Annotated in this window: 21 protein-coding genes; 16 read left to right on the plus strand and 5 right to left on the minus strand. The window is 68.8% G+C overall.

All coding sequences use genetic code 11. The annotated features are described in order from the left end of the window. Window positions 1–21 precede the first annotated feature (21 nt). From OG202_RS31905 to OG202_RS31915, 3 genes are all read right to left on the minus strand, one after another. Entirely contained in the window at window positions 22–1,989 is a 1,968-nt protein-coding gene (locus tag OG202_RS31905) for a fumarate reductase/succinate dehydrogenase flavoprotein subunit (protein WP_327727955.1), read from the minus strand. After that, on the minus strand, window positions 1,989–2,825 hold the full coding sequence (locus tag OG202_RS31910; protein ID WP_328223978.1) for a hypothetical protein: 837 nt from the start codon (window positions 2,823–2,825) through the stop codon (window positions 1,989–1,991). Before OG202_RS31910 ends, OG202_RS31905 begins: the two co-directional genes overlap by 1 nt. 95 nt (window positions 2,826–2,920) lie before the next feature. Beyond that, on the minus strand, window positions 2,921–3,211 hold the full coding sequence (locus tag OG202_RS31915) for a hypothetical protein (RefSeq protein ID WP_326577962.1): 291 nt from the start codon (window positions 3,209–3,211) through the stop codon (window positions 2,921–2,923). 508 nt (window positions 3,212–3,719) lie between these two features. Here OG202_RS31915 and OG202_RS31920 point away from each other — a divergent pair. From OG202_RS31920 to OG202_RS31985, 14 genes are all read left to right on the plus strand, one after another. Then, the gene (locus tag OG202_RS31920) at window positions 3,720–6,086 is read left to right on the plus strand and encodes an ABC transporter family substrate-binding protein (protein ID WP_328223980.1); all 2,367 of its coding nucleotides are present in this window, start codon (window positions 3,720–3,722) and stop codon (window positions 6,084–6,086) included. Between the two features lie 125 nt (window positions 6,087–6,211). Continuing rightward, window positions 6,212–6,562: a type II toxin-antitoxin system RelE/ParE family toxin gene (locus OG202_RS31925; protein ID WP_326577958.1), complete on the plus strand. Its 351-nt coding sequence runs from the start codon at window positions 6,212–6,214 to the stop codon at window positions 6,560–6,562. 47 nt (window positions 6,563–6,609) lie between these two features. Next, entirely contained in the window at window positions 6,610–6,864 is a 255-nt protein-coding gene (locus tag OG202_RS31930; RefSeq protein ID WP_327732126.1) for a helix-turn-helix domain-containing protein, read from the plus strand. A gap of 143 nt (window positions 6,865–7,007) precedes the next feature. Then, entirely contained in the window at window positions 7,008–8,915 is a 1,908-nt protein-coding gene (gene typA / locus OG202_RS31935; protein ID WP_326577955.1) for a translational GTPase TypA, read from the plus strand. Window positions 8,916–9,617: 702 nt separating this feature from the next. Further along, window positions 9,618–10,658: an ABC transporter permease gene (locus tag OG202_RS31940; RefSeq protein ID WP_327727952.1), complete on the plus strand. Its 1,041-nt coding sequence runs from the start codon at window positions 9,618–9,620 to the stop codon at window positions 10,656–10,658. A gap of 105 nt (window positions 10,659–10,763) precedes the next feature. Continuing rightward, window positions 10,764–12,566 (plus strand): ABC transporter substrate-binding protein, encoded by a 1,803-nt coding sequence (locus tag OG202_RS31945; protein WP_327727951.1) that lies wholly within the window; start codon window positions 10,764–10,766, stop codon window positions 12,564–12,566. Between the two features lie 108 nt (window positions 12,567–12,674). Next, window positions 12,675–13,652: an ABC transporter permease gene (locus OG202_RS31950; RefSeq protein WP_327727950.1), complete on the plus strand. Its 978-nt coding sequence runs from the start codon at window positions 12,675–12,677 to the stop codon at window positions 13,650–13,652. A gap of 10 nt (window positions 13,653–13,662) precedes the next feature. Beyond that, window positions 13,663–14,724: an ABC transporter ATP-binding protein gene (locus OG202_RS31955; protein WP_328223981.1), complete on the plus strand. Its 1,062-nt coding sequence runs from the start codon at window positions 13,663–13,665 to the stop codon at window positions 14,722–14,724. A gap of 13 nt (window positions 14,725–14,737) precedes the next feature. Then, window positions 14,738–15,880 (plus strand): ABC transporter ATP-binding protein, encoded by a 1,143-nt coding sequence (locus tag OG202_RS31960; RefSeq protein ID WP_327727948.1) that lies wholly within the window; start codon window positions 14,738–14,740, stop codon window positions 15,878–15,880. Between the two features lie 204 nt (window positions 15,881–16,084). Next, window positions 16,085–16,717 carry an HAD-IA family hydrolase gene (locus OG202_RS31965; protein ID WP_328223982.1) on the plus strand — a complete coding sequence of 211 codons (633 nt, stop codon included), beginning with the start codon at window positions 16,085–16,087 and terminating at the stop codon, window positions 16,715–16,717. A 54-nt stretch (window positions 16,718–16,771) separates the two neighbouring features. Continuing rightward, complete coding sequence (locus OG202_RS31970; protein WP_326577941.1) at window positions 16,772–16,894, plus strand: hypothetical protein; 123 nt, start codon at window positions 16,772–16,774, stop codon at window positions 16,892–16,894. A gap of 8 nt (window positions 16,895–16,902) precedes the next feature. Then, on the plus strand, window positions 16,903–17,202 hold the full coding sequence (locus tag OG202_RS31975) for a hypothetical protein (protein ID WP_327727946.1): 300 nt from the start codon (window positions 16,903–16,905) through the stop codon (window positions 17,200–17,202). After that, window positions 17,199–18,398, plus strand: coding sequence for a zeta toxin family protein (locus tag OG202_RS31980; RefSeq protein ID WP_328223983.1), 1,200 nt, complete (start codon window positions 17,199–17,201; stop codon window positions 18,396–18,398). The genes OG202_RS31975 and OG202_RS31980 overlap by 4 nt, the downstream gene beginning before the upstream one ends. A 69-nt stretch (window positions 18,399–18,467) precedes the next feature. Beyond that, a complete protein-coding gene (locus OG202_RS31985; protein ID WP_327727944.1) occupies window positions 18,468–18,851 on the plus strand; it encodes a VOC family protein in 384 nt (127 codons plus the stop codon). Window positions 18,852–18,880: 29 nt separating this feature from the next. Here OG202_RS31985 and OG202_RS31990 read toward each other — a convergent pair whose 3' ends face one another. Beyond that, complete coding sequence (locus tag OG202_RS31990; RefSeq protein WP_328223984.1) at window positions 18,881–19,465, minus strand: Uma2 family endonuclease; 585 nt, start codon at window positions 19,463–19,465, stop codon at window positions 18,881–18,883. 62 nt (window positions 19,466–19,527) lie between these two features. Continuing rightward, window positions 19,528–19,956, minus strand: coding sequence for an ATP-binding protein (locus OG202_RS31995; RefSeq protein ID WP_328223985.1), 429 nt, complete (start codon window positions 19,954–19,956; stop codon window positions 19,528–19,530). 123 nt (window positions 19,957–20,079) lie between these two features. On the opposite strand from OG202_RS31995, the gene OG202_RS32000 reads away from it, so the two are divergent. Continuing rightward, on the plus strand, window positions 20,080–20,964 hold the full coding sequence (locus OG202_RS32000; RefSeq protein WP_327750221.1) for a helix-turn-helix domain-containing protein: 885 nt from the start codon (window positions 20,080–20,082) through the stop codon (window positions 20,962–20,964). Between the two features lie 11 nt (window positions 20,965–20,975). Next, complete coding sequence (locus OG202_RS32005; protein WP_327727941.1) at window positions 20,976–21,185, plus strand: DUF397 domain-containing protein; 210 nt, start codon at window positions 20,976–20,978, stop codon at window positions 21,183–21,185. Window positions 21,186–21,439 lie beyond the last annotated feature (254 nt).

The raw sequence follows: 21,439 nt of genomic DNA on the forward strand, positions 1-21,439 counted from the left end.
ACCGCGACTCCTCGTAGCTGCTCACTCGTACAGCTCCTCTTCGGCGAGGTACTTGACCAGCTCCTCCTTGTCGAAGAGGGCGAGCAGGTCGGGACGGATGGCTTCGGTGGTCTCACGGGTGAGGTCGATCCGGCCGACGACCGCGTGCGTGGCCGCCGGCCCGCCCGTCGGGTCGGTGAGCCGGCAGAGCAGATTGATCCGGCGCCAGTCACGGTCCATCGCCGGGTGGTCCTCGCGGGTGTGGCCGCCACGGGACTCCGTGCGTTCCAGCGCGGACCTCGCCACACACTCGCTGACCAGCAGCATGTTCCGCAGATCCAGGGCGAGATGCCAGCCGGGGTTGAACTGCCGGTGCCCCTCCACCCCCGCCCGGCGCGCCCGCACCCGTAGATCGGCCAGCTTCTCCAGCGCCTGCTCCATCTCGCCCTCGCGGCGGATGATGCCGACCAGGTCGTTCATGGCCTGCTGGAGCTCCTGGTGGAGGGTGTACGGGTTCTCCGGCGGCCGTCCCTCCTCCTGCCCCGGCGCCGGGCCCTCGGCGGAGAACGGGCGCAGTGCCTCGGCGGCGGCCGTGTCGACCTCGATGTCGTCCACCGGGGGGCGCGAACCGGCGAGGCCCGCCGCGTACTCGGCCGCGTGCAGCCCGGCCCGGCGGCCGAACACCAGCAGGTCGGAGAGGGAGTTGCCGCCCAGCCGGTTGGAGCCGTGCATACCGCCGGCCACCTCACCAGCCGCGAACAGGCCCGGCACCCCGCGCGCCGCCGCCGTGTCCGACTCGACCGCGATCCCGCCCATCACGTAGTGACAGGTGGGTCCGACCTCCATCGCCTCCGCCGTGATGTCGACGTCCGCCAGCTCCTTGAACTGGTGGTACATGGAGGGGAGTCGGCGGCGGATGGTCTCGGCCGGCATCCGGGTGGACACGTCCAGGAAGACCCCGCCGTGCGGCGATCCCCGGCCCGCCTTCACCTCGGCGTTGATGGCCCGCGCCACCTCGTCACGCGGCAGCAGCTCGGGCGGGCGCCGGTTGTGGTCCGGATCCTCGTACCAGCGGTCGCCCTCCTCCTCGGACTGCGCGTACTTCTCCTTGAAGACGTCCGGGATGTAGTCGAACATGAACCGCTTGCCCTCGGAGTTCCTGAGCACCCCGCCGTCCCCGCGCACCGACTCCGTGACGAGGATGCCCTTCACCGACGGCGGCCAGACCATGCCCGTCGGATGGAACTGCACGAACTCCATGTTCAGCAGGGGCGCGCCCGCGAGCAGGGCGAGCGCGTGGCCGTCGCCCGTGTACTCCCACGAGTTCGACGTCACCTTGAAGGACTTGCCGATGCCACCGGTGGCGATGACGACGGAGGGTGCCTCGATGACGAAGAACCGGCCCGACTCGCGCTCGTAGCCGAAGACACCGGAGACCCGGCCCGCGGCGGAGCCGCCGTCGGATGCCGTGTCCTTCAACACCCGGGTGATCGTGCACTCCTGGAAGACTTTCAGCCGGGACTCGTAGTCACCGGTCTCCTTGTGGTCCTCCTGCTGCAACGCCACGATCTTCTGCTGGAGGGTGCGGATCAGCTCCAGGCCCGTACGGTCGCCCACGTGGGCGAGGCGCGGGTACTCGTGGCCGCCGAAGTTGCGCTGCGAGATGCGGCCGTCCTTCGTACGGTCGAAGAGGGCGCCCCAGGTCTCCAGCTCCCACACCCGGTCGGGGGCCTCGCGCGCGTGCAGCTCCGCCATCCGCCACTGGTTGAGGAACTTGCCGCCGCGCATGGTGTCGCGGAAGTGGACCTGCCAGTCGTCACCGGAGTTGACGTTGCCCATGGCGGCGGCGATGCCGCCCTCGGCCATCACCGTGTGGGCCTTGCCGAACAGGGACTTGCAGATCACGGCCGTACGGGCGCCCCGCTCACGGGCCTCGATCGCGGCGCGCAGTCCGGCACCGCCGGCCCCGATCACGACGACGTCCCACTCCTGTCGATCGACCACGGACATCAGAACAACCTCGGATCGTCGAAGGCGCCGGACGCGACCAGGTACACGTAGAAGTCGGCGAGCGCCACGCTCACCAACGAGGCCCAGGCGAGCTGCATGTGACGGGCATTCAGTTTCCCGACCCACTGCCACATCCGGTAGCGCACGGGATGTTTGGAGAAGTGCTTGAGCTTGCCGCCGACGATGTGCCGGCACGAGTGGCAGGAGAGGGTGTACGCCCAGATCAGCACGATGTTGACGAGGAACACGAGGGTGCCGAGGCCCATGTGGCCCCACTCGTAGTGCTCGTCGCGGAAGGCCAGCACGGTGTCGTAGGTGAGGATGCCGGCGACGAGCAGGGCGGCGTAGAAGAAGTACCGGTGGAGGTTCTGCAGGATCAGCGGGAACCGGGTCTCACCCGAGTACTTCTTGTGCGGCTCGGCCACCGCGCAGGCGGGCGGGGACGCCCAGAAGCCGCGGTAGTAGGCCTTGCGGTAGTAGTAGCAGGTCAGGCGGAAGCCGAGCGGGAAGATCAGGATGATGATCGCCGGTGAGATGCCCCACCAGCCGCCGAGGATCTCCCAGTTGGGGCCGCCGTGCATGGGCTCGCAGCGTTCCGCCAGACAGGGCGAGTAGAACGGCGAGACGTACGGGGCCGCGTAGTAGTGCTCGTCCGCGAAGGCCCGCCATGTCGAGTAGACGATGAAGGCCAGCAGTCCGGCGGCCGTGGCGGCGGGGGCCAGCCACCATCGGTCGGTGCGCAGATGCGGGGCGGAGATCGCGGCGCGCGTACGGGTCCGCACGCCGCCGCGCTGTGGAAGGGGTTCTGTTGCCGGTGGTTCCGTACCAGTGGCCAACGGGGGACTCCCGGTCGGGTTCTTGGCGTCTCGGGTTCTCGGGCTCGGGTTTCGGGGTGGTCGGTTACGGCGGTCGGGGTGGTCGGTTACGGCGGTCAGGGTGCGCGGCGGTCGCGGGCGCCGAGGCCCTCGTCGTCCGAGTCCGTCCACAGCGAGCTGTCGTACGGGGTGTCGGAGATGGGGACCAGGTCGGGGCGGCGCGGTTTCGCCAGGGCGGGAGCGGCCTCGCCCAGCAACGCGATGCTCTCGCGCAGGTGGTCGGCGTCGGTTCGGACGCGGCGTATCTCCAGGCCGCTGCCGCCCAGTTGCTGTTCCAGGCGACGTACGGACCGGGTCAGTTCGTCCAGGCAGCGCCGGACCGACGTCAAGTCGTCGTGCACGGACATGACTTGCCCTCGCTTTCACGGGGTGGTGGCCCCAAGGCGGCAACGTTCATGCGCCTGCGAGTGTCGCGCGTCACACCGGCCGGTGGGAAGCGGTGTGCGGGGTTCTTTTACGTCCGGGGAGCTCGGGGGCGTCCGTGCGTCGGCGCGTGCGGGTGGTGTGGTTGCTCGCGCAGTCCCCCGCGCACCCAAAAAGATCGGGCCCCCGCGGGCCTGAAAAGCACGGGGCGCAGCCCCTGCTTTTCAGGCCCGCGGGGAACTGCGCGGGCAACCACTACGCACCCGCGGCCGCCATACGACCGACCCCCCCCCGAGCTCCCCCGGCGCAAAGGAACGCCGCGTTGGGCCGCACGGGTGGGTTCCGGCGCGTCCCTCGTCGTGTCGCCGGTCCTACAAGAACCCCGTCCTCTTCAGTGGGCCGCATCCGTCTGATCAGCTCCATATACCGCCGAACGTGATCAGAGCCACCCCCGTCCCCGTTCTCCCACCGCGGAGCGAGGAGGTCGCAGTGATGCCGATTCCCCACGACCGCGTTCGACCGCGCGCCGCGCGCCGCTCGTTGGCGTTCCTGGCCGCCGGCGTGCTCACGATGCCCGTGCTGAGCGGATGCGGTGAGGAGGACCCGGCGGGCAGACCCGTCGCCGGACCGGACATCGCGCCGGCCGCGCGGAACCTCGTCGCCGACGGCGGCACCCTGCGCTGGGCCGTGGACGCCGTACCGGAGACGTTCAACACGTTCCAGGCGGACGCCGACCCGGCCACGGCGCGGATCGCCGGCGCCGTCCTGCCGTCGATGTACCGCCTCGACACCAGCGGACGCCCCCAGGCCCACCCGGACTACCTGGAGTCCGCGAAGGTGGTCGACCGCGAGCCCCGGCAGGTCGTCCTCTACAAACTGAACCAGCAGGCGGTGTGGAGCGACGGCCGCGAGATCGGCGCGGCCGACTTCGCCGCGCAGTGGCGGGCCCTGTCCGGCAAGGACTCCGCGTACTGGACGGCCAGGAACGCCGGCTACGAACGCATCGAGAAGATCGAACGGGGCGACAACGACCTCGAGGTCCGGGTCACCTTCGCCCGTCCGTACGCCGACTGGAAGTCGCTGTTCTCGCCGCTGTACCCGAAGCAGGTGATGGGCACCCCGGACTCCTTCAACGACGGCGCCCGCAAGAAGCTCAAGGTCACCGCCGGGCCGTACGCGCTGAAGGACATCGACCGCAAGGGCGGCGAGGTCACACTCACCCGCAATCCCCGCTGGTGGGGCCGCCCCGCCAAGCTCTCGGAGCTGGTCCTGCGTGCCGTACCGCGCACCGAGCGGGCCAAGGCGCTGGCCGAGGACAAGGTCGACATCGCCGAGATCGACGCGGCGCAGGCCGAGCAGATCATGCTCGCCTCCCGTGACGAGAAGGGATCGCGGGGCGCCGGGCCTCTCACGCGGAGCGGTTCTCCGGCCGAGCACGGTGCCACGGCCCGGAACGGCTCCCCCGCCCACGGGCCCGGCTCCGGCGTGACCCCCGCGACGTCGATGCGGTCCTGGGCCATCGCGCACGGCTCGGACAAGGCGGCCGCGGACGACGAGATCACCGCCCGGAAGAAGCGGCGCGAGGCGCTCGCCGCGTACACCGCCCAGCAGTCCGCCCTGCGCGGCTTCGTCGTCCGCCGGTCCCTGGAACCCGCCTTCACCCAGCTCGCCCTGAACGGTTCCGAGGGCCCCCTCGCCGACGAGCGGGTCCGCCGTGCCGTGGCCCGCGCGATCGACCGGAAGAAGCTCGCCGCCCTCGTCCTGAAACCCCTGGGCCTGCCCGCCGTCCCCGTCGGCAGCCACCTCGCCCTCGCCGGCCAGGCCCACTACGCCGACAGCAGCGGCGCTCTCGGCGGCCAGGACACCGACGAGGCGCGGGCCCTCCTCGCCGACGCCGGATGGGAACAGGGCGGCCCCCTCAAGCCCGTCGCGGAGAGCAGGAAGGCGGCCGGCGCGGAGGGAGAGGAGACCACGGAGAAGGGCGCCCCCGGCTCCAACGGCTCCCCATCCGCCTCCGCCTCGACCTCAGCCTCGGCCTCTAAGCCCGCCTCCGCCTCCGCTTCGGCCTCGGCCTCCCCTTCCGCCTCCGCCGCGGCCCCGGCCTCCAAGCCCGCCTCGGCCTCCGCCTCCGCTTCCGCGGACGAGAGCACGTACACCGTCGGCGAGGACAACAAGCCGTACGACGCCGACGAGAACCTCGCCCAGGACGGCAAGCAGTTCAAGCCGGGCGGTGCGCCCGGCGCGTACGCGCCGCAGGGGACACGGGCGCCCGCCGACACCGCGCGGGGACCGCTCGCCAAGAACGGCAAGCTGCTGACGCTGCGGTTCGTGCTGCCGTCGGGGCCGGGCACGGAGTCGCTGCGGGCCGTCGGTGAGCGGATCGCGGTCATGCTGGAGCGCGTCGGGATCAAGACGGAGATCTCCAAGGTCGCCGACGAGAGCTACTTCAAGGACCACATCGCGAACGGGCAGTACGACCTCGCGCTGTGGTCCTGGCCGACCTCCGCGTACCCCGCCACCGACGCCCGGCCGATCTACGCCAAGCCGGTACCGGCCGCCGACGGCTCGCTGAGCGTCGAGCAGAACTACACGCGCGTCGGCACGGACCGGGTCGACCAGCTCTTCGACCAGGCCGTGGCCACCCTCGACGAGTCGAAGACCCGCTCCCTGATCCGTAAGGCGGACGCCCGCATCTGGGCCGCGGCCGGGTCCATCCCCCTCTACCAGCGGCCCCAGCTCGTCGCCGCCCGCAGCGGCCTCGCGAACGCGGGCGCCTTCGGCTTCCAGACCCCGGTCTACGAGGACATGGGGTTCCTGAAGAAGGGCGCGAAGGGACCGGTGCGGCCCACAGGAAAGTAGGGGATCAACCCTGCGTACTCCGGCCGCTGCCCTGTACGACACGGGGCGGCGGCCAGGCGCACGATGGAGTGAACCCGGGGCCAATCGATCTCGGGCGGGCCCCCTGTGGCCATAGCGTCGATGCTATGACGTGGGGTACGGTCGAACTTGAGCCGGAGGTCGCCGAATGGCTTGGCGGACTCGACGACAAACGCTGGGCACAGGCGCTCATGCACCTTGACCTGTTGGAACAGCGAGGAGTCCACCTCGGCGAGCCGTACACCCGTCAGCTCGACGGCAAGCTCAGGGAACTGCGTTTCTACTGTGGCGCCGCGCGCGTACGGATCACGTACTGGATCGCCACCGGGCGACGCATTGTCATGCTCACCGTGTTCGCGAAAACGAGGATGCGTGAGTTCGTCGAGGTGGAGCGGGCTCGCCAGGCGATGAAGAAGTGCCAGGCTGAAGGCCACACAGTGGACGAGGAGGAGCTGTGACGGAAACCGGGCGAACCAGCCTCACGGATGCCCGCCGGGCCCGGCCCATGACTCACGAGATCGAGGAGGAGTACGCGGCCGCGCAACTGCGTTTCGCTCTCGGTGAGGCCGTGCGCGCCCGGCGACAGGAGCTCGGTCTTTCACAGCGGGAAGTCGGTCGACGAGCGGGTATGACTCAATCGGCAGTGGCCCGCTTCGAGGGCGGGGGAACCGTACCGACCTTCCCTGTCCTCGACCGTCTCGCACGGGCTCTGGGTCTCGAACTGAGGGTGGAGCTGTCGCCGCAGATCAGGAGTGCCTGAGCCGGCCCGGAACCCCTGTGGAGGCCTTCTCCCCGGCGGCCCCGTACCATGGGGTGAGGCCGTGGCGTGTCCAGCCCGGCAGGGTCCGCGCGACACAGATGTCAGCGCAGGCCGTCCTCACACTCCGGGAGAAGCGCCTCAATATGGCCACGCGCCACGACATCCGCAACGTCGCCATCGTCGCCCACGTCGACCATGGCAAGACCACTCTGGTCGACGCCATGCTCAAGCAGGCCGGTGCCTTCGCCGCGCACGCCGCCGAGTCGCTCGACGACCGCATGATGGACTCGAACGACCTGGAGCGTGAGAAGGGCATCACGATCCTCGCCAAGAACACGGCGGTGAAGTACCACCCGAAGGATGGCGGCGACGTCATCACCATCAACATCATCGACACCCCCGGCCACGCCGACTTCGGCGGTGAGGTCGAGCGCGGTCTGTCGATGGTGGACGCGGTCGTGCTGCTCGTCGACGCCTCCGAGGGGCCGCTGCCGCAGACCCGCTTCGTGCTGCGCAAGGCCCTCAAGGCCCGGCTGCCCGTCATCCTGTGCATCAACAAGACGGACCGGCCCGACTCGCGCATCGACGAGGTCGTGAACGAGGCGTACGACCTCTTCCTCGACCTCGACGCCGACGAGGACCAGATCGAGTTCCCCATCGTCTACGCGTGTGCGCGTGACGGTGTCGCCTCGCTGACCAAGCCGGAGGACGGCACGGTCCCCGCCGACAGCGACAGCCTGGAGCCGTTCTTCTCCACGATCCTGTCGCACGTCCCGGCCCCGGAGTACGACGTGGAGGCGCCGCTCCAGGCGCACGTCACCAACCTGGACGCCGACAACTTCCTCGGCCGTATCGCGCTGCTCCGCGTCGAGCAGGGCGAGCTGCGCAAGGGCCAGACCGTCACCTGGATCAAGCGTGACGGCACGATGTCCAACGTCCGCATCACCGAGCTGATGATGACCGAGGCGCTCACCCGCAAGCCCGCCGAGGTGGCCGGCCCCGGTGACATCTGCGCCGTCGCCGGTATCCCGGACATCATGATCGGTGAGACCCTCGCCGACCCCGAGAACCCGATCGCGCTGCCGCTGATCACGGTCGACGAGCCGGCGATCTCGATGACCATCGGTACGAACACCTCGCCGCTGGTCGGCCGCGGTGGCACCGGCAAGGGCGCGGAGAACAAGGCCGCGGTCAAGGACCGCAAGGTCACCGCCCGTCAGGTCAAGGACCGTCTGGACCGCGAGCTGGTCGGTAACGTCAGCCTCCGTGTCCTCGACACCGAGCGCCCTGACGCCTGGGAGGTCCAGGGGCGTGGCGAGCTGGCGCTGGCCATCCTGGTCGAGCAGATGCGCCGTGAGGGCTTCGAGCTGACCATCGGCAAGCCGCAGGTGGTCACCAAGGTCGTCGACGGCAAGGTCTACGAGCCGGTCGAGCGCATGACGATCGACGTGCCCGAGGAGCACATGGGCGCGGTCACGCAGCTCATGGGCGTCCGCAAGGGCCGGATGGACAACATGTCGAACCACGGCTCGGGCTGGGTCCGCATGGAGTTCGTCGTCCCCTCCCGCGGCCTCATCGGCTTCCGTACGGAGTTCCTGACCGGCACGCGCGGCACGGGCATCGCCCACTCCATCCACGAGGGCCACGAGCCGTGGTTCGGCACGCTGACGACCCGTAACAACGGCTCGCTCGTCGCCGACCGCTCCGGCGCCGTCACCGCGTTCGCGATGACGAACCTCCAGGAGCGCGGCGTGCTGTTCACCGACCCCGGCACCGAGGTCTACGAGGGCATGATCGTCGGTGAGAACTCGCGTTCCGACGACATGGACGTGAACATCACCAAGGAGAAGAAGCTCACGAACATGCGGTCCTCCTCGGCCGACTCGTTCGAGGCGATCGTCCCGCCGCGCAAGCTCTCCCTGGAGCAGTCCCTGGAGTTCTGCCGCGACGACGAGTGCGTCGAGGTGACCCCGGAGGCCGTACGCATCCGCAAGGTCAACCTGGACGCCCGCGAGCGCGCCCGGGCCGCGAGCCGCGCCAAGCACGGCTGACGGACCGAGAGCCGGCCCGGCCACCCGCCGTCCGCGGGGGACCGGGCCAGGCCGTGCTCGGGGGCGCTGTGGCCCGTCGTGGGCGCCATGTGCCGCCGTCGTGGCGACAGTTGAGCGTGTGCCCCTGCCCAAGGATTCGATCGGTCGGGGGCCTCCTCCGTTCGTTGCTACGCGTGTAGACTGGTAAGCCGCAGCACGTACCGGAGTGTCTGTCGACACTTCTGCACTTCTGTACTTCTGTACTTCTGTCGAAGCGTCAAGAAGTCCCGGTTCTCCGCCTCGTGGAGGGTCGGGCTTCAGGCGTACCCGCATGCAGGGGAGGTCCCGTGGGGATACTGGGGATTCCGAGAAGGGTGCGAAGGGTGTGCGGGGGAGGCTGGACTTCCGGCCGGGACCCTTCGGTTCACTGTCGGTGAGCTGTGAAGCGCTGTTCGGATATCGGTGATCCAGCGATCAAGTTTCGGACATGTAAACAAAAATCGTTCCCTGTATGTCCGATTCGTCTATTTCGGAACTTGCCTGTCAAGCGCGCGTAGGTGTCAATCTTTGCAATTTTTGCTCAAAATATGGACGGTAGGGAGATCCCTATGCCTTCCGCCCTTGACGCGCGTTGACCCACTTGGCGAAAGTTCCCCCAAACCACAGAACCTGCCGGTATCTGTGCTGCGCTCAACTCTCCAACCCCCCGGGGGAAGAACAGACATGACCAGTCCAACCAAGGCCGAGGGCTCCGGGTCCGCGGTCGCCTTGGACCCCGAGCTCGAGACGGCCACCGAGGCCGCCAAGGGTGAGAAGAAGCTTGAGGGTCGTTCCCCCGGCCAGTTGATGTGGCAACGGTTCAAGCGGGACCGTACGGGAGTCATCTCCGCGTGCGTAGTTATTTTCTTCTTCGTGATCGCCGCGCTCGCGCCGGTCATCGCGAAGCTGTACGGCAAGAATCCCTACACGCTCTACGCGCAGGAGCCCGACTTCCCGTTCCTGCTCGACGACTTCGCGATGCCCACCGGTTCGTTCGGTGGCATGTCGGGTGAGTTCTGGTTCGGTGTCGAGCCGAAGCTGGGCCGCGACGTGTTCACGATGTTGCTGTACGGCATGCGGACCTCGCTGTACATGGCGGTCATCGTCACCGTGGCCAGCGTGGTCACCGGTGTCCTCATCGGCATGATCGGCGGCTACTTCGGCGGTCGGGTCGACTACTGGGTCGGCCGGATCACCGACTTCTTCCTCGGCTTCCCGCAGCAGCTGTTCTTCATCGCCTTCATGCCCGTGGTCACCGCGCTGTTCGTCGACCCGCGCGACGAGACGCCGACCTACCTGCGGGCCGTGTCCATCATCCTGGTGATGTGGTTCCTCGGCTGGATGGGCCTGGCCCGTCTGGTGCGCAGCTCGGTTCTCTCGCTGCGGGAGCGCGAGTTCGTGGAGGCGGCCAAGGTGTCCGGGGCCTCGCCCTGGCGCATCGTGCGCAAGGAGATCCTGCCGAACATCGTCACCCCGATCCTGGTGCAGGGCACCTACATCCTGCCCAGCACGATCCTCTCCATCGCCTTCCTCTCGTTCGTAGGTGTCGGCTTTGTCGAGCCCACCCCCGACTGGGGCCGCATGTTCGCGGTCGGCGCCGACGTCTACGAGCAGGACCCGATGTTCATGGTCTTCCCGGGCGTGGCGATGGTGGTCTTCGTGCTCTGCTTCAACCTTCTCGGCGACTCCGTCCGGGACGCATTCGACCCCAAGACCGGACGGTAATCGTCCATTGGTGGGTGGGGGGACTGCCACCCCCGATCCGGGTTCACCCCCGGGCCGTCAGGCAGTACTCGTGGACAACTATCAACAGGTAGGTGCATAGGCATCATGAAGCCCATCAGAAACCGCACCACGCGCGCCGTGGCCGTCGCCCTCGTGGCCGGCTCGCTGGCGCTCGCCGGCTGCGCGGACAACGGCAAGAGCGAGACCAAGGACAACTCCAAGTCCCAGGACGACGCCGCCGAGCAGTCGAAGCCTGTCGCCTACGGTGACGCCGCCGCCTCCACCGGTCCGGCCGAGCCGGTCAAGGGCGCCAAGCCCGGCGGTGTCATCAACGTGTACGCGCAGTCGGACATGACCCACCTGGACCCGGGCCAGATCTACGTCTCCGACGCCGGCCAGATCGCCAACCTGCTGCACCGCGGGCTGACGAACTACCAGGAGGACGACAAGGGCAACCTGACGGTCGTCGGTGACATCGCCACCGACTCCGGCACGTCGTCCGACGGCGGCAAGACCTGGACGTACAAGCTCAAGGACGGCGTCAAGGACGAGGACGGCAACGCCATCACCTCGGCCGACGTCCGCCACACCATCGAGCGCCAGTACTCCAAGGTCATCTTCGACGGCCCGTCCTACGTCCAGAGCTGGCTGTCGGGCTCCGACTACCGCAAGGCGCTGCCGGACGGCCCGTACAAGGGCAAGCACCTGCCGGACTCCGTCCTGGAGACCCCGGACGACAAGACGGTCGTCTTCCACTTCGACCAGCCGCGCCCGGACCTGCCGCAGGCCCTGGCCATGGCCGGTTACGCCATCGTGCCCGAGAAGCAGGACACGAAGGAGAAGTACGACAAGGCTCCGGCCGCCCTTGGGCCGTACAAGATCTCCGAGTACAAGGCGGGCAAGTCGCTGACCCTGGTCAAGAACGACCAGTGGGACGAGAAGACGGACTCGGTGCGCCACCAGTACGTCGACGGCTACCAGTTCACCACCACCATCGACCAGGCCAGCCAGACCAAGCGTCTGATCGCCGACCAGGGCGAGGCCAAGAACGCCATCCAGTTCACGGACTCGGTGGACCCGGCCCAGCTGTCCACGGTCATCGGTAACGCCGCCGCCAAGAAGCGCACCATCCAGGGCTACCAGCCCTACGTGTGGCAGATGACCTTCAACCTCGACAGCGCCAACATGAAGGACAAGAAGGTCCGCGACGCGATCACCTACGCGCTCCCGTCCCAGGCCATGGTCCAGGCCGACGGTGGTCGCTACGGTGGTGAGGTCGCCGGCGGTCTGATGGCGCCGACCCTCCCGGGCTACGACAAGTCGTACGACCCGTTCGGCAAGCTGAAGAAGCCCAACGGTGACCTGGACAAGGCCAAGGAGCTGCTGAAGGAGGCGGGTGTCAAGGACGGCACCAAGCTCGCCTACGCCTACTCCAACACCCCGCGCGGCCAGGCCCAGATGGTGATCATCAAGGACACGCTGGCCAAGCTCGGCTTCGACGTCCAGGCCAAGGAGATCGACCGGGCCAGCTTCTACGAGCAGATCGGCAAGCTGGACAACCCGTTCGACCTCTACATGACCGGCTGGGGCCAGGACTGGTCCTCCCCGTCCACGGTCATCACCCCGGTCTACGACGGCACCCTCATCGCCGACGGTGCCTCGAACTACTCGCACATCAAGGACGCCAAGGTCGACGCCCTCATCGAGAAGGCGCTGTCCGAGGAGCCCGAGGCCGCGGCCAAGACGTGGGAAGAGGCTCACCACCGCATCGTGGAGGAGATCAACCCGGCCGCCCCGGTCTACTACTCGAAGCAGATCCAGCTCTTCGGATCGAACATCGGCGGTGCCCGGTACAGCACGGAGTCGAGCTACATCGACATCAACGACCTGTTCCTGAAGCAGCCGTAATCCGTCAGTCCGGCTGATCCGCGGGGGTGTGCGCCAGGCGGAGCGCACCCCCGCGGTCGGTACCACCCCCTCCGACCGCCGCGTTTTCGAAGAGAGCATCCACCCGCCATGCTTCAGTTCCTCATCCGCAGGCTGATCGGCGCCGTCGTCATCATGTTCTTGATCGGCGCCTTCACGTTCTTCCTGTTCTATACGATCCCCCAAGACTTCGCGCAGCTGTCCTGCGGCAAGAACTGCTCCCCCGAGAACATCGCGGTCATCAGAGAGAACCTCGGCCTCGACAAGTCCATCGCCACGCAGTTCTGGGACTTCATGTCCGGCATCGTGGTCGGCCGCGACTTCGCGGTGGGGCACTGCTCCGCGCCGTGCCTGGGCGTGTCCTTCCAGAGCGGTGACTTCGTCTGGGACTCCATCGTCGACAGCTTCCCGCTCACCCTGTCGCTGACCCTTGGCGGCCTGGTCATCTTCCTGGTGCTGGGTCTTGGCGCCGGTCTCATCGCCGCCTGGAAGCGCGGTACCGCCGTCGACAAGGCCGTCAGCGGCGCCTCGATGGTGCTCAGTTCGTTCCAGATCTACTTCCTCGGCCCGATCGTCCTCGGCATCTTCGTGTACAGCACCGGCTGGTTGGAGAGCCCCAAGTACGTGCCGTTCACCGAGGACCCTGCGGGCTGGTTCATGGGCTTGTTGATCCCCTGGGCCGTCATGGCCACGATCTTCACCGCCCAGTACACGCGTATGGCCCGCTCGACGATGATCGAGCAGCTGTCCGAGGAGCATGTCCGCACGGCCCGGGCCAAGGGCATGAGGCAGCGGTACGTATTCTTCCGTTATGCCTGGCGTGGTTCGCTCATCCCGATCGTCACCATCATCGGTATGGACCTGAGCGCGCTCCTGTCCGGCGCGGTGGTCACGGAGTACACCTTCGACCTGGCCGGCATCGGGCGTCTCGCGGTCGAGTCCTCGACCGGCAAGGACATCCCGCTGACGATGGGCGTGATGCTGTTCGGCGCGTTCTTCATCCTGATGCTGAACATCATCGTGGACATCGCCTACGCCTACATCGACCCGCGCGTGCGCCTCAGCTAGGAGAAATACCGTGACCACTCTGACCAAGACCGAAGGTGAGAAGGCCCCGACCGGGCCGGAGGCCTTCCTCTCGGTCCGCGACCTGCGGGTGCGGTTCTCCACCGAGGACGGCATTGTCAAGGCCGTCGACGGGCTCTCCTTCGACGTCGAGCGCGGCAAGACGCTGGGCATCGTGGGCGAGTCGGGCTCCGGCAAGTCCGTGACCAACCTGACCGTCCTCGGCCTGCACAACCCCAAGACCACCACCGTCGAGGGCGAGATCATCCTCGACGGGAAGGAACTCGTCACCGCCAAGGAGAAGGAGCTGGAGCAGCTCCGCGGCAACAAGGTGGCGATGATCTTCCAGGACCCGCTGACGGCGCTCTCGCCGTACTACACGGTGGGCCGGCAGATAGCCGAGCCGTTCATGAAGCACACCGGCGCCTCCAAGAAGGAGGCCCGGCAGCGGACGATCGAGATGCTGGCCAAGGTCGGCATCCCGCACCCGCAGACGCGGGTGGACGACTACCCGCACCAGTTCTCCGGCGGTATGCGCCAGCGCGCCATGATCGCCATGGCGCTGGTCTGCGACCCCGACCTGCTGATCGCGGACGAGCCGACCACCGCGCTCGACGTGACGGTGCAGGCCCAGATCCTCGACCTGCTCAAGGACCTCCAGCAGGAGTTCGGCTCCGCGATCATCTTCATCACCCACGACCTCGGCGTCATCTCCGACATGGCCGACGACCTGCTGGTGATGTACTCGGGCCGGGCCGTGGAGCGCGGCAGTGTCCGTGAGGTGCTGCGCGAGCCCAAGCATCCCTACACCTGGGGCCTGCTCAGCTCGATGCCCCGCCTCGGCGGCGACACCGCGCAGGCGCTCACGCCGATCCCCGGCTCCCCGCCCAGCCTGCTCAACCCGCCCACCGGCTGCCCGTTCCACCCGCGCTGCGCGTTCACCGGTGAGGTCACCGGCAACCGGTGCAGCACCGAGCGGCCCCCGCTCGGTCAGGGGCGCGACTCCGCCTGCCACCTGACGGCGGAGCAGAAGCAGACCATCTTCATCGACAAGATCCAGCCTCGGCTGCGCTAGGGAGAACCGAGACATGAGCGACAACCTCACCCTCCCCGCGCAGCAGGGCTCCAAGGACACCGCGGCCGAAACGCTCCTCAGGGTCGAGGGCCTGACGAAGCACTTCCCCATCCACGGCGGCTTCCCGATCAAACGCAAGGTCGGCGCCGTCCAGGCGGTGGACGGCATCGACCTGACCGTCGGCGTCGGCGAGAGCGTCGGCCTCGTCGGTGAGTCGGGCTGCGGCAAGTCGACCACCGGCCGGCTGATCACGAAGCTGATGGAGCCCACCGGCGGGAAGATCACCTACCGGGACCAGGACATCACGCACGCCTCGCGCAAGCAGCTGGCGCCGGTGCGGTCCGAGATCCAGATGATCTTCCAGGACCCGTACTCCTCGCTGAACCCGCGGCAGACGGTCGGCACGATCATCAAGTCGCCGATGGAGGTCAACGGGATCAATCCCGAGGGCGGCCGGGAGAACAAGGTCCGCGAGCTCCTCGAACTGGTCGGCCTCAACCCCGAGCACTACAACCGCTTCCCGCACGAGTTCTCCGGCGGTCAGCGCCAGCGCATCGGGGTCGCCCGCGCGCTCGCCCTGAACCCGAAGCTGATCGTCGCGGACGAGCCGGTCTCGGCGCTGGACGTGTCGATCCAGGCGCAGGTCGTCAACCTGCTCCAGAAGGTCCAGGACGAGCTGGGCATCGCGTTCCTCTTCATCGCCCACGACCTCGCCATCGTCCGGCACTTCTCGAAGCGCGTCGCGGTCATGTACCTCGGCAAGATCGTCGAGGTCGCCGACCGTGACTCGCTGTACAACCGGCCCCGGCACCCGTACACCCACGCCCTGCTCTCGGCGGTGCCCGAGGTCGCCATCGACGACGAGGCCGAGGTGAAGGAGCGGATCCGGCTCGCCGGTGACGTGCCCTCGCCGATCTCGCCGCCGTCCGGCTGCCGCTTCCGCACCCGCTGCTGGAAGGCGCAGGACAAGTGCGCCTCCGAGGAGCCGCCGCTGGTCCAGCTCTCCGGCAACCTGGACGGCCACCTGACGGCCTGCCACTTCCCGGAGGACCCGACGACCGAGGCCCGCGCCGAGGACGTCGTCCTGGACCCGGCGTTGAAGGCGCTGGAGGACAGCGGGGCGGAGGGGTCCGGCGCGAAGGTCACGAAGGACTGACGACTGACCTGATCGAGTCCTTGAGGGCTCGTCGTACGACGGTGATGATCCCGGTACCGGGGTCGGGACCGGTGCCGGGGCCGAACCGCCCCGCCTCCGACTCCCGCATCGCCGCTGTGCGACGAGCCCTGTTTTGTGTGGACGAACCGCTGGGATGGACTGCTTTCGACGGGGGCGTGCGAACGGATGGGTTCCGGACGGGTGATGGACGACGGTACGGCGGCCGCCGTCCTCTTCGACGTGGACGGGGTGCTGATCGACACCGCCGACGCGCACGGGCGGGTCTGGCGGGCCTGGGCGCGGGCGCGGGGACTGGACCCCGAGGCCGTGTGGCTGGCCACGCAGGGGCGGCGGCGGGCGGACATCCTGCGGCTGGTGGCGCCGGAGCGCGATCCGGCCGGGGAACACCGGGCTCTGGACCGGCTGATGGCGACCGAGGAACCCGGCTTCCGCGCCTTCGACGGGGCCGCCGGGCTGTTGCGCGCCCTGCCGCCGGGCCGCTGGGCCGTCGTCACCTCCAGCCGCGCTGGGCCCACCGCCGCGCGGCTCGCCCGTACGGGGCTGGTCGTGCCAGAGGTACGCGTCTGCGCCGAGGACGTCTCCGAGGGGAAGCCGTCGCCCGAGGGCTATCTGACCGCCGCCGCCCGCCTGGGCACCGACCCGGCACGCTGCCTGGTCGTCGAGGACGCGCCGGCGGGCATCGCGGCGGGGCTCGCGGCCGGCTGCACGGTGTACGCGGTGGCCTCCACCCACCGGCCCGAGGAACTCCGGGACGCGCACGTGTGTTTCGGGTCGCTGAGGGAGGCGGCGGGGGCGGTTCTGCGGGCCGTGGGCTGAGCAGGAACCCGGGCCGGAGACGGCACCGGCGGTGAATTCGGTGGCGGAGCCACCGTGGATGCCGGGACCCTGGCCGGTGGCGGAACCGTGGCCGGAGGCGCCGACGTGCTGGAAGAGGAGGCCGGGGCGCAAGAGACCGTCGGCCCGATACGCCGTACCCACGTCACCGAGGAGTGATCCCGTACATGCCCGAGCCCGATGACCTGCGCAGCCACGACCTCTCCGTCCTCTCCGAACAGTCCGCCCGAGACCTGGACTCCGCCGAGGGCATCCTCGGCCTGCTGACCGGCTGGGCGGCGGAGCGGTTGCGGCTGGCCCGGGAGGCGGCCGAGCCGGAACCGGAGGCGGTCGCGCGCTGGACGGCGGAGAACGAGCGGTACGCCGAACTGCTGCGGCAGGTAAGGAAGTTGACCCCCGATGAGCTGCGGCGCGTGGTCGAGGAGCTGGGCCCGGTGGCCCGGCGGGCCGTGGAGGAGGGGCGGTGACGGGGGAGGAGCCCGGGAGAGCCGAGGGAGCCGGAGCGGGGCCTCGGTCGCGGGCTTCGGGTCCCGGGGCGCAGCCCACGGCGCCCGAACCACCGTCCCCCGACCCGTTACGGCACGCCCTCCCGCCCGACCGGCACCGGCAGGTCTACCGGGAGGTGATCGCCCCGGCCGTGCTGGTCGGGGAAGGGTCCGAGCGGCCGAAAGTGATCGTGCTCGGCGGACAGCCGGGCTCCGGGAAGTCCAATGTCGCCCGGGCCCTCGTCGGCGACCGGGACGTCGTGAAGATCTCCAGCGACGGCATCCGTGAACTGCACCCCAAGTGGCCGGAGTTGCTGCGCGCCGATGACACCACGGCCGGCTTCTACACCCATCACGACGCCCGTGCCTGGGTGGAGACCGCGATCGGGGACGCCGTCGACCGGCGGCTCGACGTGCTGTTCGACACCGCCCAGGACGATCCCGAGCGCACCCGGCGGCTGCTGAACCGGTTCCGTGAGGCCGGGTACGAGATCGACGTGGTGTTCGTCGCCGGGGGCTCCGCGCTGAGCCGACTGGGTGTGCTGGAGCGTTACCACACCGACCGGCTGGCCCAGGGCGGCGCCCGCTTCGTCGAGAACCCCGACCGCTCGTTCCCCGGTGTTCTCGCCAGCGCCCGGGTCATCGACGAGGAGCGGCTCGCGGACTCGGTGACGGTCTACCGCCGCGACGGCACCGCCCTCCACCACAACACTCTCGGCCCCGACGGTGACTGGACCCGGCCCACCGGCACGGACACCGCCCTGCGTACGGAACGCGAACGTTCGTGGACCCGGGCCGAGTCGGAGTGGTTCGCCACCACGGCGGAGAAGCTCGCCAAGGTCAAGCCGGAGGAGCTGGGCGAGCCGATCCAGCCGCGCTGGCGGGGGCTCGTCTCGGACGCGGTCGCCGCCTCCCAGCCGTACGCCGACCCGTCGGTGGCCGACCGGCTGCACCGCCTGCGAACGGCCCTCCAACAGTCGGCACCGGGGGCGGCCGCCGGGCCCGGTGTCTCCTCGGCGGCGACGATGCGGTCGTCGGGCGGGGCCGCGAGCCGTACGCCGGGCACTCCTGGGACCCCGGGGCCGCACCGGCCCCCGGGCCTCCCGGCGGCTTCCAACCGCCCTCCCACGAACCAACCGCCGAACAACAACAATCCCGGCCCGACCCGGAACCGTTGAATCACCTGTCTCACCGAGTTACCCCACGCACCTGACGCACCCGCTCACCGACTCACACGGAGATACCAGTTGAGCCCGAAGCCCACCACCATCCACAGCCTCACCTTCGACTGCACCGGCGACCCGTACGACCTCGGCCTCTTCTGGAGCGAACTGCTCGGTCGGCCGCTGGCCGACGACGACAAGCCCGGTGACCCGGAGGCCCTGATCGCGGACCCGGCCGGTGGCCCGAGGCTGCTGTTCGTCCGGGTGCCCGAGGGCAAGTCGGCGAAGAACCGGCTCCACTTCGATCTGAAGCCGCACGGCCGCACCCGGGCCGAGGAGGTCGAGCGGGCGGTCTCCCTCGGGGCCCGGCTGATCGCGGACCACACTCGGCCCGACGGCGGCGGCTGGGTCACGCTGGCCGACCCCGAAGGGAACGAATTCTGCTTGGAGAGGGGAGAGTTGGGCTGAATGGCCGCAGCAGTGCCCCGGTCAGCGCGTCAGGTTGAGCTGTTTCCCGCCTTGCCGTAGCGGCGGAATGCGGCGGTCTCCACCGTCCATACGCCGAACGGCACCTTGTCGCCGAAGATGTACGGATCCTTGCGCGAGTAGCGTCCCTTGCACGGTTCGGAATGCACCTCGATCGTGCCCGTGCGAGGGTCGACGATCATGTAGTGGGCGATCCCCATGGCGGGGTACTCGGTGAGCTTCTCGCCGTAGTCGTTGTCCGGGTTGGACGGCGAGGCGATCTCGATCACGGCCAGGACCTGGGTGGCGTCCACGGTCAGGCCCTCCTCGTCGAGCACCTCTTCCGGGATGACGACGGCGTCAGGGCGTCGCATGCGGCCGATCGACGGGTGCTCGATCTCGGGCCCGTTCGCGCAGATGTAGCCGGGGTGTGTGCTGCGGAGCTGCTCGTCCAGCTGTTTGCAGATGCGGCGGACAGCGCCCTCGTGTCGCTTCGAAGGGCTCATCATCGCGAGGGAGGGGCCGGCGGGGCCGATCTCGACGATCCATGACCCTTCGAGGTGCTCGGCGTATGCCATGAGCTCCTCGGCGATCGCGCGCATCTTCGCGTACTCCATGTCCCGAGAGTAGCGAGCGGACATACGTGCCGCCTCTTGCCCGGTCGGTTCCGCGGACCGCCTCACCTTTCTTCCTTCGGCACCACGCTGAACCACACCGCCTTGCCGTACGGGTACTCCCGTACGCCCCACTCGTCGGCGCACGCCTCGACGATCCCGAGCCCGGCCTCGGCGTCGTCGCTCCGCTGCCGGGCCTCGCTGGGGGCGGGGCATCCGAGGCCGTGGTCCCAGACCGAGACGGTGAGGGTCTCGGGGGTGCGCTCCACGTTCACGTAGGCGTCGGTGGGGGAGTGCCGGTACGCGTTGGTGACCAGCTCGGAGGCGAGGAGTTCGACCGTGTCGGCCACGCACCCGAGGCGGGTCGCGCGCAGCAGTGCGCGGAGGGCGGCTCTGACCACGGAGGCGGCACGCGGGTCGTGGGGGATGAGGAAACCGTACGACCAGTGAGTTTCCGGGAGTTCAGGGGTGCCGGGAGAATCGGGCGTGCGCATGTGGCAGCCTCCAGAGTGAGGTCATGCTGTGACTGGCTCCTCACTCACCGTAGGTGAAGTGGTGTGAGTTATTCAACCTGACTGGGTGGAATGATGGTTGGTGGATGAGGGAGGTGGGGGAATGTGGGGCTAAGAGCTGATCCGACGTACCGGCAGAGGCGTTTCGGCCTGGAATTGCGCAGGTTGCGCGAACGGGCCGGGTTGTCGTCGACTGAGGCCGCTGCTCTGCTCGGCATGAGGCAGCCTCAGCTCAGCAGTGTCGAGGCGGGGAGGACTGGGCTCGCTTCAGAACGCGTCCAGCGACTTGCACAAGCTGAAGGTGCGAGTTCTCAAACCTTTGTTCAGGCGTTGATCGATCTTGGGCAAAGGTCAGGTAAGGGATGGTGGAGCGACTACCGGAAGGTGCTGAGCTCGGCGCACCTGGACCTGGCGGAGTTGGAGGACGGTGCCCGCTCCATGGTCACCTACGAGCCGATGTTCGTCCCCGGCATCCTGCAAACACGCGACTACGCCGAAGTCATCCACCGGGCCGGATATCGGCCGATGGGCGACGAGGGGCGGGCGGCTGCCGTCCGCTTCCGGGTGCGACGTGGTGGCTTGCTGACAGGCGAGCGTCCGCCAAGCCTTCACGCAGTGGTCCATGAGGCGGCGCTCAGCATGTCGCTGGGGGAGCCCCAGGTGATGCGTGATCAGTTGCTGTATCTGGTCGAGCTGGCCCGGTTGCCGCATGTGACCATTCAGATCCTGCCGTCCGACGGTCCCGTCCCGTTCGGTACGGGATTCGTGCTGCTCACGCCGCAGGTGCGGGAGTTGGGGACTGTCGTGGTCTCCCACATCGAGAAGTCGCTGTACCTCGACGATGGGGAGGCGCTGTCCAGGTACGGGGACTGGTTCGCTACGTTGGCCGGATCGGCGCTGCCCGCCGTCGACCCGGATGCGTCGCCGGACGTCTGTGTGGCCAAGGGGTCGCTCGGCCTCCTGCAGCGGATTCTCTACCCCCTCCTGTAGAAAGGGCTTGTATGTCTGACTTCAGTTGGCAGAAGTCCAGCTTCAGTGAAGGTGGCGCCGCGAACTGTGTCGAAATCGCCGCCGCCACCACCAGTCGCGTCCACCTCCGTGAGAGCGCAACCCCCGAGACCGTCATAGCCACCACGTCCGCGGCTCTGCATGCCTTCCTCGGCGGAATCAAGGGCGAGACTCTCGGCCGGGCCTCGCGTCGCACAGGCTGAAGCGGCCGGCCCGACCCCCGCCGAAAAGGCGGCTCGCGGGGCACTCGGCCCCAGTCGTCGGCCAGTGGGCGCCCAGTCCCACAGCGCAAGCATGAAGACCCCAGGTGGCGGCCGGTCCGGGTGGGACTCCGCGGACGCTTGTGGCCAGACCCGTCCTCGGGCAGGGCAAGGCCCGGCGGGTGGGCGTGCAGACGTGGGCGACCCCGACCCCGACCGCGGTGCCACGTCGGACGCAGTGAGTGCGTACATCCGGA

Source organism: Streptomyces sp. NBC_00310, assembly GCF_036208085.1.
Classification (GTDB): Bacteria; Actinomycetota; Actinomycetes; order Streptomycetales; family Streptomycetaceae; genus Streptomyces.

What these genes read in the sequence shown, in the direction of transcription:
- OG202_RS31965 (WP_328223982.1), top strand. Translation starts at nt 16,085, where the DNA reads ATGGACGACGGTACGGCGGCCGCCGTCCTCTTCGACGTGGACGGGGTG.
- OG202_RS31930 (WP_327732126.1), top strand. Translation starts at nt 6,610, where the DNA reads ATGACTCACGAGATCGAGGAGGAGTACGCGGCCGCGCAACTGCGTTTC.
- OG202_RS31975 (WP_327727946.1), top strand. Translation starts at nt 16,903, where the DNA reads ATGCCCGAGCCCGATGACCTGCGCAGCCACGACCTCTCCGTCCTCTCC.
- OG202_RS31940 (WP_327727952.1), top strand. Translation starts at nt 9,618, where the DNA reads ATGACCAGTCCAACCAAGGCCGAGGGCTCCGGGTCCGCGGTCGCCTTG.
- OG202_RS32005 (WP_327727941.1), top strand. Translation starts at nt 20,976, where the DNA reads ATGTCTGACTTCAGTTGGCAGAAGTCCAGCTTCAGTGAAGGTGGCGCC.
- OG202_RS31925 (WP_326577958.1), top strand. Translation starts at nt 6,212, where the DNA reads ATGACGTGGGGTACGGTCGAACTTGAGCCGGAGGTCGCCGAATGGCTT.
- OG202_RS31920 (WP_328223980.1), top strand. Translation starts at nt 3,720, where the DNA reads ATGCCGATTCCCCACGACCGCGTTCGACCGCGCGCCGCGCGCCGCTCG.
- OG202_RS31915 (WP_326577962.1), bottom strand. Translation starts at nt 3,211, where the DNA reads ATGTCCGTGCACGACGACTTGACGTCGGTCCGGCGCTGCCTGGACGAA.
- typA (WP_326577955.1), top strand. Translation starts at nt 7,008, where the DNA reads ATGGCCACGCGCCACGACATCCGCAACGTCGCCATCGTCGCCCACGTC.
- OG202_RS31945 (WP_327727951.1), top strand. Translation starts at nt 10,764, where the DNA reads ATGAAGCCCATCAGAAACCGCACCACGCGCGCCGTGGCCGTCGCCCTC.
- OG202_RS31990 (WP_328223984.1), bottom strand. Translation starts at nt 19,465, where the DNA reads ATGGAGTACGCGAAGATGCGCGCGATCGCCGAGGAGCTCATGGCATAC.
- OG202_RS31995 (WP_328223985.1), bottom strand. Translation starts at nt 19,956, where the DNA reads ATGCGCACGCCCGATTCTCCCGGCACCCCTGAACTCCCGGAAACTCAC.
- OG202_RS31950 (WP_327727950.1), top strand. Translation starts at nt 12,675, where the DNA reads ATGCTTCAGTTCCTCATCCGCAGGCTGATCGGCGCCGTCGTCATCATG.
- OG202_RS31960 (WP_327727948.1), top strand. Translation starts at nt 14,738, where the DNA reads ATGAGCGACAACCTCACCCTCCCCGCGCAGCAGGGCTCCAAGGACACC.
- OG202_RS31905 (WP_327727955.1), bottom strand. Translation starts at nt 1,989, where the DNA reads ATGTCCGTGGTCGATCGACAGGAGTGGGACGTCGTCGTGATCGGGGCC.